General features: G+C 59.8%; 11 protein-coding genes. 10 read left to right on the top strand and 1 reads right to left on the bottom strand.

The window, feature by feature from the left end; translation table 11 throughout:
* The first annotated feature begins 120 nt into the window (after positions 1–120).
* The 10 genes from ACA049_RS14270 to ACA049_RS14225 all read left to right on the top strand — a co-directional run bounded on the left by ACA049_RS14270 (position 121) and on the right by ACA049_RS14225 (position 12,354).
* Positions 121–969 carry a polysaccharide deacetylase family protein gene (locus ACA049_RS14270; RefSeq protein ID WP_497336416.1) on the top strand — a complete coding sequence of 283 codons (849 nt, stop codon included), beginning with the start codon at positions 121–123 and terminating at the stop codon, positions 967–969.
* Positions 962–1,849 (top strand): polysaccharide deacetylase family protein, encoded by an 888-nt coding sequence (locus tag ACA049_RS14265; RefSeq protein WP_497336414.1) that lies wholly within the window; start codon positions 962–964, stop codon positions 1,847–1,849. The genes ACA049_RS14270 and ACA049_RS14265 overlap by 8 nt, the downstream gene beginning before the upstream one ends.
* Complete coding sequence (locus ACA049_RS14260; RefSeq protein ID WP_497336412.1) at positions 1,846–3,225, top strand: MmgE/PrpD family protein; 1,380 nt, start codon at positions 1,846–1,848, stop codon at positions 3,223–3,225. Before ACA049_RS14265 ends, ACA049_RS14260 begins: the two co-directional genes overlap by 4 nt.
* Positions 3,226–3,331: 106 nt before the next feature.
* The gene (locus ACA049_RS14255; RefSeq protein ID WP_497336410.1) at positions 3,332–4,510 is read left to right on the top strand and encodes an MFS transporter; all 1,179 of its coding nucleotides are present in this window, start codon (positions 3,332–3,334) and stop codon (positions 4,508–4,510) included.
* 160 nt (positions 4,511–4,670) lie between these two features.
* On the top strand, positions 4,671–5,378 hold the full coding sequence (locus ACA049_RS14250; RefSeq protein WP_497336408.1) for an HPP family protein: 708 nt from the start codon (positions 4,671–4,673) through the stop codon (positions 5,376–5,378).
* Between the two features lie 376 nt (positions 5,379–5,754).
* Positions 5,755–8,601, top strand: coding sequence for a cytochrome P450 (locus ACA049_RS14245; RefSeq protein ID WP_497336406.1), 2,847 nt, complete (start codon positions 5,755–5,757; stop codon positions 8,599–8,601).
* A complete protein-coding gene (locus ACA049_RS14240; RefSeq protein WP_497336404.1) occupies positions 8,598–8,996 on the top strand; it encodes a Rid family hydrolase in 399 nt (132 codons plus the stop codon). The genes ACA049_RS14245 and ACA049_RS14240 overlap by 4 nt, the downstream gene beginning before the upstream one ends.
* A complete protein-coding gene (locus ACA049_RS14235; RefSeq protein ID WP_497336402.1) occupies positions 8,993–9,856 on the top strand; it encodes an alpha/beta hydrolase in 864 nt (287 codons plus the stop codon). The genes ACA049_RS14240 and ACA049_RS14235 overlap by 4 nt, the downstream gene beginning before the upstream one ends.
* A 236-nt stretch (positions 9,857–10,092) precedes the next feature.
* A complete protein-coding gene (locus ACA049_RS14230) occupies positions 10,093–11,199 on the top strand; it encodes an enoyl-CoA hydratase/isomerase family protein (RefSeq protein ID WP_497336400.1) in 1,107 nt (368 codons plus the stop codon).
* Between the two features lie 3 nt (positions 11,200–11,202).
* Entirely contained in the window at positions 11,203–12,354 is a 1,152-nt protein-coding gene (locus tag ACA049_RS14225; RefSeq protein WP_497336398.1) for an acyl-CoA dehydrogenase family protein, read from the top strand.
* A 99-nt stretch (positions 12,355–12,453) separates the two neighbouring features.
* On the opposite strand, the gene ACA049_RS14220 is transcribed toward ACA049_RS14225, so the two are convergent.
* Entirely contained in the window at positions 12,454–13,227 is a 774-nt protein-coding gene (locus tag ACA049_RS14220) for an enoyl-CoA hydratase (RefSeq protein WP_403103656.1), read from the bottom strand.
* Positions 13,228–13,236 lie beyond the last annotated feature (9 nt).

Raw genomic sequence — 13,236 nt, 5'->3', positions numbered from 1 at the left:
GGCTTGCCCGCGAAGGCGGTGTTTCAGTCAACAGAGATGTTGAATGTACTGGCCTCTTCGCGAGCAAGCTTCGCTCCTACAGGGACTGTGTTTTATCGATAAATAAATGGAGAGCCACTGATGTCCTCCTCGCCACACCCAACCTGGCCCGAGCAGCACAAAGCCTGCCTCGCCCTGGCCTTCGACCTTGACGGCCCGACCGGCGATGCCATGCTCAACGGCTCGATCTGGCGCAAGCCCGAGTACTTCGGTTTCGGCGGTTATGGTCCTTACCGGGCCCTGCCGCGAATCCTCGACCTGCTCGACGACTACCGGATCCCGACGACGTTTTTTGTCCCGGCCTGGGTCGTGGAAAACTGGCCGAAACAGTGCCAGGCGATTGTCGAGCGCGGGCACGAAGTGGCATACCACGGTTACAAACACGAATCCTTTTACGCCCTGACGCTGGAACAGCAAAAGGCCGTGATGAAGAAATCCCGCGAGGTGTTCTGGAAATACCTGAACATCCGCGCCGAAGGTTTCCGCACGCCGTCCGGCGACTGGCGGGCCGAGACCCCGGCCATGCTGGTGGAAGCCGGCGTGACCTACTCCAGCAGCATGCGCGGCGATGACCGCCCGTACCTGGTAAAAGTACCGGGCTACGAGACGCCGCTGGTGGAAATCCCCGGCCGCTGGGAAATGGACGACTACGCCTCCCTCGCCTATACCCGCGCGCCGGACTTCCCTTCCGGGCTGGACCGCACCGCCAGCTACGAACTGACCCTCGACAACTGGCGCCGTGAATACGACGGTGCGATGAACGAAGGGCTGTGCCTGACCACCCTGTTCCACCCCAAGATCACCGGCAAACCGGGGCGCATCCTGCTGCTGGAAAAACTCTTCGAACACATGCGTCAGCGCGACGACGTGTGGTTTGCCACCTGCCGCGATGTCGCCCAGTGGTGGCTCAAGGAGCATCACCATGGCTGATTCCACCGTCTGGCCCCAAGGCTACCGCTGCGCCGTGATCCTGACCGTCGATTACAACGACATCCACGGCATCCTGACCCAAGCGCCGGAAGTCGCCGGGCGCGACAAGACGCTGTCGGTCTGGCGTTACGGCAGCCAACGTGGCGTCGACCGTTTGCTCGGTTTGTTCACCGAACTCGGCGTAACAAGCAGCTGGTGCATCCCCGGCACCGTCGCCGAGGAAAACCCGGAGCACATCCGGGCGATTCAGGCCGGCGGACACGAGATCGCCTGCGCAGGTTATCGCCATCAGAACTACGACCTGCTCGATCTGGCGGAGCAAAGCGCCGAGATCGCCAAAGGATGCGAAGCACTGACAGCGTTGACCGGCCAACGGCCGACCGGGTTTCGCATCCCGGCCGGTAACGGTGCGCCAGGCTTCATCGAAGCGTTGAGGGCTCAAGGCATTCGCTGGTCTTCATCGTGGCGCGGCGATGACTTGCCATTTGCTCATCCCACGGCCCCCGAAGTCATCGAGCTGCCGTTGCACTACGAACTGGAAGACGAACCCTACTTCGCCTTCAACCTCAGCCCGGCGGTGCCGCCAGCGCAATCGCGGATCGCTTCTTACAGCCACACGCTGGGCAACCTGCAAATGGACTTCGCCGGGTTTCATCGCTTTGGCCTGTGTTACGTGCTGCGCCTGCACCCGGAAATCATTGCCACGCCGGGGCGGATTGGTGTGTTGCGTGAATTGCTGCAGGGCATCCAGCAGCACGATGACGTGTGGATCGCCACGGCTGGCGAGGTCGCGCAATGGTGGGCGGATTCGGCAGCACCCGTGACCGAGGACCACCCGGCATCGGTGTATGAGCGCCATTATCGAGATTACCTCGTATGACTGAACGCATGCAGCGACTGGCGCAGTTTTGCGTCGACACCCGTTTTGAAGACTTGCCACCGGCCTTGGTGGCGCAAGCCAGGCGACACATCCTCGACACCTTCGGCGTGACCTTGGCCGGGGCTGATAGCGAAGTGGCGAAACAGGCGCGTCAGGTATTTGCAGGTGAAGCTGGCGACACCCTGGTCTGGGGCACTGACTTGCGAATGGGCGCCGCTCAAGCGGCGATCCTCAACGGCATCGCCGCCCATGCCCTGGAGCTGGACGACACCGGCGGCTGCGATCACTCCGGCGCAGTGGTGTTGCCGGCGGTGATGGCTGCGGTGTCGATGCAGACGAAACCGGTCAACGGTCGCGAGTTGATCACTGCGGTGGTGATTGGCTACGAAGTCGGCCGTCGCGTACTCGAAGCCTGCGGCGGTTACTCGGCGCACAACGGCGCTGGCTGGCATTCGACCGCGACCTGCGGAGTGTTCGGCGCCGCAGCGGCAAGTGCGCGAATTCTCGGCCTGGACACTGCGCAAACCGTGTCGGCTCTGGGTATCGCTGGGAGTTTCAGCGGCGGTTTGTGGGCCTTCATCCACGACGGTTCGCAGAGTAAAAAGCTGCACAGCGGTCGAGCGACCGAAGGTGGAGTGCTGGCGGCGCGGTTTGCTCAACAAGGCATCAGCGGGCCGAAGAAGTTGTTCGAGGATGTCTGGGGCGGTTTTCTCAGAACCCTGGCCGGCGTGGCGTCAGACCCTGGCGCACTTGATGCGGATCTGGGCGTTGTGTGGAAACTCTCCCGTTGCTCGATCAAGCCTTACGCCGCGTGCCGGGGCACGCATTCGGCAATCGATGCGTTGGGGGTGTTGCTGGATCAATTGCAGGTTGGCGCCGATCAAATCGAAGACATCGACGTCTCGTTGTGCGGGTTTCTTCAGGACATGTGCGGTGGCCGGGACGTCAGCACACTGGCAGCGGCGCAGATGAGCCTGCCGTATGCCCTCGCCGCCCGTCTGGTGCATGGGCATTGCCGGCTGGAGGCTTATGACGAGGCACAACGGAGTGATCCGCGGATTGCTCAGTGGATGTCGCGCATCCGTCTTGAAGTGGACCCGCAACTGTCAGAGGATGGCGAGCCCGTCGTCAGCCTGCGGACCGTGGACGGTCGGCAGGCGAGTCTGTGTGTCGACCCGCCACTGGGTGCGCCGGGGAATCCGTTGAGTGATGCGGCGCTGGAGGAGAAGTTTTTCAGCTTGGCGACGCGGGTGATGCCGCGGGAGCAAGCGCAAGAACTGCTCAAGCAGCTGTGGCGGCTGGATGAGCTGGAATCGGTGTCTTGCCTGTGCGGGCCTCTTCGCGGGCAAGCCTCGCTCCTACAGGTCATGCGTTGATCATGCGGACACCAACACCCTGTAGGAGCGAGGCTTGCCCGCGAATGAAGGCGACTCGGTATCCCTTCGAACACTACAAAAACTAAATAAGGACATTTGCCCCACCGTGGCCACTTACTCGCTCGTAATCCGCCGGTTGATGATCGTTTCGCTGACCATCGTCGTCAGCCGCGCCATCACCAGCCCGTTGCTCACCCTGTTCCTGAGCAACAAACTCGGCCTCAACCAACAGGACGTCGGTTTGCTGCTGGGCATCGCGGTGTTCATCGCCACCCTGCTCGCGCTCTACGGCGGTTACATCATCGACCGCCTCGAGAAGCGTCGGCTGCTGATCCTCGCCATGCTCTCCAGCGCCATCGGCTTTGTGTTGCTGACCTTCGCCGAAAACCTCTACCTGACCACCGCGACCCTGGTCATCACCGAAACCGCCTCGGCGCTGTTCCTGATCGGATCGAAGGCGATCCTCAGTGAAAACCTGCCCATGGGCCAACGCGCCAAAGCCTTTTCGCTGCGCTACACCCTGACCAACATCGGCTACGCCACCGGCCCGATGCTCGGCGTGGTGATTGCCGGCGTGTACCCGATTGCGCCGTTCCTGATTGCCGGCGGCATCGCCTTCTTCAGTATTTTCCTGATGATCGGAATCCCTAAGGACTCGGCCCCGACACCCGCGATCGGCCAACCGCAAAGTTTTCTCAAGACGCTGATCACCCTGAAGAACGACCGCACGCTGATCATGTTCACCTGCGGCTGCCTGCTCAGCACGGTGGTCCACGGCCGCTTCACCTTGTACCTGTCGCAATACCTGCTGGTGACTCACGACTCCAAACGGGCGCTGGAAACCATGGCCGCCCTGCTCGCCTGTAACGCCATCAGCGTGATCCTGCTGCAATACCAGATCGGTCGTTTCCTCAAACGCGAACAACTGCGTTACTGGATCGCGGGCGGCACCAGCCTGTTTATCGTCGGGCTGATAGGCTTCAGCCTGGCCGACAGCCTGGTGAGCTGGTGCGTGGCAATGTTCATCTTCACCCTCGGTGAAATGATCATATACCCCGCCGAATTCCTCTTCGTCGACACCCTGGCCCCGGAAGAACTGCGCGGCAGTTACTACGGCGCGCAGAACCTCGCCGCCCTCGGCGGTGCGCTGAGCCCGGTAATTTGCGGATTCCTGCTGATGCACACGCCGGCACCGACGATGTTTTATGCCCTGAGCGCATTGACCGCCATCGGTGGGTTCCTGTGTTTCATGAGTGGTCGCCGAGTTGCTTTACAGCAAAAATAATGCACTCAAGCTGCATTAATATGAATTTGTCAGCATCGGGAATGCACGGCACACTGTGCCCTGTTCCTCCCCCAATAGTTGGAACACCTTCAAGGGCTTTCTGGGTTTCCCAGTTAAGCCTTTTTTTTGCCTGACTTTTTGCCAACGGATCGTTTGCCTTATGCTCGCTCGCTGGTTACCCGCCGCCATTAACACTCGTCCTTCCGAATGGAGCCGCGCCGCCATCGGCATGTCCTTGGGCACGATGTTCAGCGTCTGGCTGTGCGCTCAGGTATTCGGCATCGAAGTGGCCCAGCATTTGATTGGTCCGCTGGGGGCCTCTGCCGTGTTGCTATTCGCGGTGTCCTCCGGCGCGCTTGCCCAGCCGTGGTCGATTCTGGGCGGATACTTGAGCGCCGGCGTCGTATCGCTGCTGGTCGCTCACGTACTCGGACGCACCCTCGGCAGCGCCTGCCTGGCGGCGGGCATGGCGCTGATTCTGATGTGCTGGCTGCGTTGCCTGCACCCGCCGGCCGGGGCCTTGGCGCTGCTGTTGGTGTTGGCAGACCCGGCGACCATTGCCCTGGACTGGAAAGCCCTCGGCCCGGTGATGCTCGCGGCAACGACCATGCTGCTCAGCGCTCTGGTCTACAACAACCTGACCCGCATCCGTTACCCCAAACGCGCCGGCGAACCGGTGGCCGTGGTGCCGGCCGATCATCCACCGATCGACAGTCAGGCCATCACCGCGCAGGACTTGAAACTGGCGTTGGCGGAGATGGAAGCGTTCTTCGATGTCACCCCGGAAGACCTTGAACAACTGATTCATATCAGTGAGTTGCACGCCAAACGTCGCAGCATTGGTGAAGTGTTGTCGCCTCGCACATAGCGTCACAGGGATCGACCGACGGTCAGTAATGCACCTTGCCTGGAGTCAATCTGCGGCTAAAGTCAGGCATGTACCGCATAGAGTTGTCTGCCTTTCACTACGAAGTCTGGCGCGCCGTAACGTCCAGTAGCGATGACATGGAAGAAGTCTGGCTATGGAGAAACACTCGACATTGTCGAGTGGCGACGCTGCCTTCGCGCTTTGACAGAACCGCGTCTCCCGGAAAAACAACACGCAGTCCTTCGCGTATCTTGCTGTCCGCGAATGCTTCGGGTACGTGATTCGTACTCGCAGGATTCGGTTGTTCTCTGCTCGCCAGCCCTCTGGCTCTGGTGGTTTCGAAACCGTATTTCGAAATCCAAGAGAGGGATGTTTCATGAGCGATCCACTGCTGAAAATGCTGCAAGGCCCTGAGTTCGATGCGCGGGTCCGCCATCAACTGCCACTGCGCGATTACATGGACCTGACAATCGCGCGCATGCGTGAAATCGTCCGGGCAGGCCTGATCACCAATGACACGTGGCTCGGTCAGGCCCGCCAGTCAGACTTCCGACAGATGATCGAGTGTCTTGGCCACATCGGTGCCTTTGACTACGCGTTGTTCTCCTCGATCGTCGACCACATGATCGCCGGCAACGCCTTGTTCGCTCAGGGTGATGCGCTGCAAGTCGCGCGCTACCGTCAGGAAGTCATCGAGATGGGCGCGGTGTACGCGTTCGGTTGCACCGAGATCAACAGCGGCTCCGACGTCCGGAATCTGCAAACCACGGTCACTCACGATCGCCTCAACCAGTGCCTGACCTTGCACACGCCATCACCTGCAGCGTGCAAGTTCTGGATCGGCAACGCACTGCACGCGGCGCACGTGGTGATGGTGCTCGCGCGTTTGCTGGTCGATGGCAAGGACGAGGGGCTGCACTGGTTGCGGGTGGTCATCCGCCAACAGGAAAATGGCCCGCTGCTACCTGGCGTCAAAGTCATGGCCTGCGACCCCAAAGGCGGGATTCACGCTAATCAAGTGGCGGGCATTCGTTTCTGCGAGATGAAACTGCCGCTGGACGCGATGATGCAACGGCACGCCCGGTTCACCCCTGAAGGTCAGTTCGTCAGTGACATTCCACGGGATCAACGCGCCACCCGCGCCATGGAGACTTTCATCCAGGAGCGCCTGTTTCTGCTGGCGGCGGCGCGTGGCGGTGCCGGTCTGTGCACGCATCTGGCGTATCGCTTTGTCTGCCATCGACAGGTAAACAACGCCGACAACAGCGAGCCATTGCTGGCCAAACCCCTGATTCGGCAACGCCTCTATGTCGAACAGCTGAAAGCGCTCGCACTGAAGCTTCTGGAGCAAGCCATCCTCTCGCGCTTCGAAGCACTGTGGGATCAACCGGACAGACGCAAGGAACTGCACATTCTCGCGGCCATCGCCAAAAGTGTCGGCACCTGGATGGGGCTGGACGTGATGCGCAGGTGCCGCGAGCTCTGTGGTTCTCAGGGTTTTCATCACTACAACCAGATCGTCACGTTATGTATCGATTGCGAAATCAGCATCACCTTTGCCGGTGATAACAGTGTCATGGCCTATCAGGTTGCCCGGGATGCGCTAACTCGCCCGCGCTTTGCCTCCAGGCCCACGGACAATATCGCTCAGCGCATCGAGAAGACGATTGTCGAGCGTTGCCACAATCCAGGTGATATTTCACATCGTCAGGCGGTGGCACTGACCTATGCCCGGGCGCTCGACCTGATCATCACCGAAGTGCAGCGTCACCCGCTCGTTTCGCCGGAAATGATCCACGACCTTGTCCATGTGTTTGCAGAGCCTTTAAGCGAGGGCGGGCTGAGCGCGGACAGTAGTGACCTGAATGGACATGCGACTGAAGATCAGTTGGCTCTGCTGGCGGCAATGCTGGCGCCGCCGCCGGAACTGATCAGCGCACCCATCGATGATCCGGACTATCTGCAGCAATTCACGGCAGCGTTGTACGAGGAACCGGACATTCCATCGCTCGACTTCACCTGCCGCGAGACGATTCGCAATCCTTATCGTGCGTACGCCTGGTTGCGTGAACATCAGCCGGTGTATTGGTGCCCTCACTTCAAGGCGTGGTTTCTGACCCGATACAGCGACGTGTTCGCCGCGCAGGCCGACACCCAACGCTATTCCTCGGACCGCATGCAACAACTGGTCGATGCGCAGGTGCCACCGGAAAAACGCGCGCAACTGGCAACGTTCGTCAGCCTCGCTTCCGAATGGATGTACTCGCAGGATGGCCCTGCGCACAAGGACAGTCGTCATCTGCTGGGCAAAGCCTTCACGCCCCGCACCATTGAATCCTTGCGTGCGATTGTTGAAGACATCACCAAGGGAGAACTGTCCGGGCTCAAAGGGCAAACAGACCTGATGGCCAATCTGTTCAACCGTGTTCCCGCACTGATCCTGGCCCATCTCTACGGCATTCCGCGCGAAGACGCGCTCAAGCTCAGGCGCTGGACCGATGACATTCTGATTTTCCTGGTTGGCAGCCTGGACCCTGACTATGGGCCTGAACAGGCGCTCAAAGGTGTCGAGGAAATGTATGCGTATTTTGCCGAGGTCATCGAGCAACGCCGCAAACAACCCGAAGACGACCTGGTGAGCCGGGTACTCGAGGCCAGCCTTGAAAGCGGTTCAAGCACCGATAAGGTGCTGGCACAGATCGTCTTCATTCTTGTCGCCGGCTACACCACCAGCGCTGACCAGCTGTGCATCGGCTTGCTGCATTTGCTCGAACATCCCGAGCAATTTGCCGCGCTCAAGGCCAACCCTGATCTGATCAAACAGGCCATCGAGGAGATGCTGCGCTTCGATTCCGCCGGATCATTCAGTCATCGGGTGCTCAAAGAAGACGTCACGATCGACGGTGTGACGATGAGCAAAGGCCAGCTGGTTTACCTGATGCGCGGTTCCGCCAATCGCGACCCCGAAAAATTTCCCGACCCCGAACAATTCGATATACGCCGCAAGCCTAACGATCATCTGGCGTTTGGTCGCGGTGAGCATTTTTGCATGGGCACTGCATTGTTTCGCCTTGAAGCGGAAGTCGTCTTCATCTCGCTGTTCCAGCGTTTTCCCGAATTGAAGCTGATGGCGGGCAATCCTGTGATCTGGCGTGAAAACAACCTGCAGTTTCGTGGATTGAAAACACTGCCCATCGATCTGGGCAAGGGAGTTGAGCAATGAAAATTCAACGGGTTTACTCGCAGGCAATCTGGGAAAAAATGGCTGGATATTGCCGGGCAATCCGTGTGGGTGAGCGCATTTTGATGGGTGGCACCGTGGCGTTTGATGACAAGGGCAAGCCATTCAAACCCGGAAATGCATACAAACAGACCCTGCGCTGCCTGGAGATCATAGAGACGTCAATCAAGCAGCTTGGCGTAGATCGGCGAAGCATCATCGGGATTCGCATTTATACGACAAGCATGAAGTTCTGGCCGGACATTGCGAGGGCGCACAAAAAGTTTTTCAAGGGCCACCCACCGACATTGATGTGTCTGGCAGTCAGCGAATTGATCAGTAAAGAATATGTGGTTGAGATGACCACCGAAGCAACGGCCTGTGAGATTGAACTATGACGGCCAATCAGCAGGATTCGGGACCTGCCGTCGAAACCGCCAGAACAGCGCTTCGCGAGTTGATGGTCGTCAGCGTTCGCGACCTGTCGATCCAAAGCCACGGGCGTCCCCTACCGCTAAGGCTTTACACCCCCGCCGGCCCCGGGCCCTTTGCGGTGCTGATGTTTTTCCACGGCGGCGGTTGGGTCACCGGCGATCTGGACACCCACGACGGATTCTGCCGACACATGTGTGAATGGGCAGGCTGCGCCGTGGTAGCCGTGGACTACGCGCGGCCTCCGGAACACATGTTCCCTGCAGCGGTAGACGATTGCTGCGCAGCGACGCAGTGGGTCGTCGATAACGGCCCGGGAATGGAGTTGGACCCTACGCGAATGGCGGTCGCCGGCGGTGGCTCGGGTGGTGGGCTGGCGGCCGTCATCGCTCAGTGGGCCCAGGCTCGCGGTGGACCGCACATCGTGTTTCAACTGCTGCTTTACCCGTTACTCGATTGCCTGACCAAAAACCCTTCGCACAAGGCATTCGCTGAAGGCCATGGCCTGACCGGAAAAATGCTCGAGTGGTACATCGATCACTATGTGCCGCCCGGCGTGTCCCGGGCTGATCCCAGACTTTCACCCGTAAACCAGGAGAACCTCAAAGGCTTGCCGCCGGCATTGATCATCACCTCCGGGTACGATGTGTTACGGGACGAAGGCCGAGCGTACGTACGCCGGTTAACGGAGGCCGAGGTGCCGGTTCAGCACAAGGAATACCCGGACATGCACCACGGTTTCATCAACTATCCGGCGAAATTTGATGAGGCCAGACAGGCGTTGCTGCTGTGCGTGCGAACCCTGCAAATGCGATTGCGTGGCTGAAAAGATCAAAAGATCGCAGCCTCGTTGCACTCGACAGCTCCTACATTGATAAATGTGATCCCTGTAGGAGCTGTCGAGTGCAACGAGGCTGCGATCTTTTGATCTTGCCGTAAGGCAAAAACGCAAACTAACCCTGCACATATCCCGGTTGTACATCACAAATTTGCACTGTTACGATCCGGCATCGCTCGCGCGCGAGCTTCTCTATAAAGAACAATAAAAGCAGGGAGTTAGTGATGACTGCTCAGGTTTCATCGAAAGGGACTTCGTCCATGGATGCCACTCAAATCGAAGTGTTGGCCGAGGTTCGCAACCACATCGGTCACCTGACCCTCAATCGCCCCGCCGGTCTCAACGCCATTACCCTGGACATGGTCCGCCACCTGCAGCGTCAGCTCGATGCCTGGGCGCAGGATTGCGACGTACACGCGGTGGTGTTGCGCGGGGCTGGTGAAAAGGCCTTTTGCGCCGGGGGCGATATTCGCTCGCTGTATGACAGTTTCAAAAGCGGCGACACGCTGCATCAGGATTTCTTCGTCGAGGAATACGCCCTCGACCTCGCCATTCACCACTACCGCAAACCCGTGCTGGCCTTGATGGACGGTTTTGTCCTCGGCGGCGGCATGGGCCTGGTGCAAGGCGCTGACTTGCGGGTGGTCACCGAGAAAAGCCGTCTGGCGATGCCGGAAGTGGCCATCGGTTATTTCCCGGACGTTGGCGGCAGTCACTTCCTGCCACGGGTGCCTGGTGAACTGGGGATTTACCTGGGCGTCAGCGGCGTGCAGATCCGCGCGGCCGATGCGCTTTATTGCGGTCTGGCCGACTGGTACCTGGAAAGCGACAAGCTGAGCAGTCTCGACGAGCAACTCGATCTGCTCGAATGGAGCGACTCGCCGCTCAAGGACCTGCAAGGCCTGCTGGCGAAACTCGCCGTGCAACAACTGCCTGACGCGCCATTAAAAGCGCTGCGCCCGGCCATCGATCACTTCTTCGCCCTGCCCGACGTGCCGAGTATTGTTGAGCAACTGCGTGAAGTGACGGTCGCCGACAGCCATGAATGGGCCCTGAGCACCGCTGACCTTCTGGAAAGCCGTTCGCCGCTGGCGATGGGCGTGACCCTGGAAATGCTGCGTCGCGGTCGGCACTTGAGTCTGGAAGACTGCTTCGCCCTTGAGCTGCACCTGGACCGTCAGTGGTTCGAGCGCGGCGACCTGATCGAAGGCGTGCGCGCCTTGCTGATCGATAAAGACAAGCAACCGCGCTGGAACCCGCCGACCTTACAGGCGCTGGACGCCGGGCACGTCGCGAGCTTCTTCAGCGGTTTTGACCAGAGCGGGAACTGAGCCATGCACGATATCGAATTGAGCGAAGAACAAGTCATGATCCGCGACATGGCCCGGGACTTTGCCCGTGGCGAGATCGCGCCCCATGCACAAGCCTGGGAAAAGGCCGGCTGGATCGATGACGGTCTGGTCGCGAAGATGGGTGAGCTGGGTCTGCTGGGCATGGTGGTGCCGGAAGAATGGGGCGGCACCTATGTCGACTACGTTGCCTATGCGCTGGCGGTGGAAGAGATTTCGGCCGGCGACGGCGCCACGGGCGCGCTAATGAGCATCCACAATTCCGTGGGTTGCGGGCCGGTCCTGAACTACGGCACCGAAGAACAGAAACAGACCTGGCTACCGGACCTGGCCAGCGGCCAGGCGATCGGCTGCTTCTGCCTGACCGAGCCGCAAGCCGGCTCCGAAGCGCACAATTTGCGCACCCGCGCCGAACTGCGCGACGGTCAGTGGGTGATCAACGGCGCCAAGCAATTCGTCAGCAACGGCAAACGGGCAAAACTGGCGATTGTGTTCGCCGTGACCGATCCGGACCTGGGCAAGCGAGGCATCTCGGCGTTTCTGGTGCCGACTGATACCGCCGGTTTTATCGTCGACCGCACCGAACACAAAATGGGCATTCGCGCCTCGGATACGTGTGCGGTAACGTTGAACAACTGCACGATTCCCGAAGCCAATCTGTTGGGTGATCGCGGCAAAGGACTGGCGATTGCCCTGTCCAACCTCGAAGGCGGCCGCATCGGCATCGCCGCGCAGGCGCTGGGCATTGCCCGGGCGGCGTTCGAAGCGGCGCTGGCGTATTCTCGGGATCGGGTGCAGTTCGACAAGCCGATCATCGAGCACCAGAGCATCGCCAACCTGCTGGCCGACATGCACACCCGGCTGAACGCGGCGCGTTTGCTGATTCTGCATGCCGCGCGCCTGCGCAGTGCCGGCAAGCCGTGCCTGTCCGAGGCTTCGCAGGCCAAGCTGTTTGCGTCGGAGATGGCCGAGAAAGTGTGTTCTTCGGCGATGCAGATTCATGGCGGGTACGGGTATCTGGAGGATTATCCGGTGGAGCGGTATTACCGCGATGCGCGGATTACGCAGATTTATGAGGGGTCGAGCGAGATTCAGCGGATGGTGATTGCCCGGGAACTGAAAAACTACCAGGTTTAAAACCCTAAAAGCTTCGCGGGCAAGCCTCGCTCCTACATTGGTTTGCATTCCCCTGTAGGAGCGAGGCTTGCCCGCGAAGGCGTCATCAAATACGCAGCATTACTTACCGGTGAACTCGGCTTCACGCTTGGCAATAAACGCCGCCATCCCTTCCTTCTGATCCTGCGTCGCAAACGCCGCATGGAACACCCGACGCTCAAAGCGCACGCCTTCGGACAGGCTCACTTCAAATGCGCGGTTGACGCTTTCCTTGACCATCATCGCAATCGGCAACGACTTCTTGGCGATCAACGCTGCGACTTTCAACGCTTCTTCCAGCAGTTCATCCGCCGGCACGATCCGCGCAACAATCCCGCAGCGCTCGGCTTCTACCGCATCAATCAAACGACCGCTCAGGCACATTTCCATGGCCTTGGCCTTGCCCACGGCGCGGGTCAGGCGCTGGGTGCCGCCCATGCCCGGCAGCACGCCGAGGTTGATTTCCGGCTGGCCGAATTTCGCGTTATCACCGGCGAGGATGAAATCGCACATCAGCGCCAGTTCACAACCACCGCCCAGGGCAAAACCGTTGACCGCAGCAATAATCGGCTTGCGGCGGTTGGCCACGCGATCGCTGTCGCTGAACAGGTCGTCCAGATAGATCTGCGGGTAGGTCAGCTCGGCCATTTCCTTGATATCGGCACCGGCGGCGAAAGCTTTTTTCGAGCCGGTCAGCACGATACAGCCGATGTTCGAATCGGCTTCCAGGCCATCGAGGGCGTGGTTCAGTTCGCTGACGATCTGCGCATTCAACGCGTTCAGCGCTTGCGGACGGTTGAGGGTAATCAGGCCCACGCGACCATGGGTTTCCAGCAAAATCGTTTCGTAACTCATCACTAACTC

It is taken from the genome of Pseudomonas sp. LBUM1662 (genome assembly GCF_059695915.1).
Note: the sequence above shows the minus strand (reverse complement) of the source record. Positions and strands in the feature narration are given on the sequence as shown.

Coding starts and splice junctions, on each gene's coding strand:
- ACA049_RS14265 (WP_497336414.1), top strand. CDS start 962: ATGGCTGATTCCACCGTCTGGCCCCAAGGCTACCGCTGCGCCGTGATC.
- ACA049_RS14260 (WP_497336412.1), top strand. CDS start 1,846: ATGACTGAACGCATGCAGCGACTGGCGCAGTTTTGCGTCGACACCCGT.
- ACA049_RS14230 (WP_497336400.1), top strand. CDS start 10,093: ATGACTGCTCAGGTTTCATCGAAAGGGACTTCGTCCATGGATGCCACT.
- ACA049_RS14245 (WP_497336406.1), top strand. CDS start 5,755: ATGAGCGATCCACTGCTGAAAATGCTGCAAGGCCCTGAGTTCGATGCG.
- ACA049_RS14220 (WP_403103656.1), bottom strand. CDS start 13,227: ATGAGTTACGAAACGATTTTGCTGGAAACCCATGGTCGCGTGGGCCTG.
- ACA049_RS14225 (WP_497336398.1), top strand. CDS start 11,203: ATGCACGATATCGAATTGAGCGAAGAACAAGTCATGATCCGCGACATG.
- ACA049_RS14235 (WP_497336402.1), top strand. CDS start 8,993: ATGACGGCCAATCAGCAGGATTCGGGACCTGCCGTCGAAACCGCCAGA.
- ACA049_RS14240 (WP_497336404.1), top strand. CDS start 8,598: ATGAAAATTCAACGGGTTTACTCGCAGGCAATCTGGGAAAAAATGGCT.
- ACA049_RS14270 (WP_497336416.1), top strand. CDS start 121: ATGTCCTCCTCGCCACACCCAACCTGGCCCGAGCAGCACAAAGCCTGC.
- ACA049_RS14250 (WP_497336408.1), top strand. CDS start 4,671: ATGCTCGCTCGCTGGTTACCCGCCGCCATTAACACTCGTCCTTCCGAA.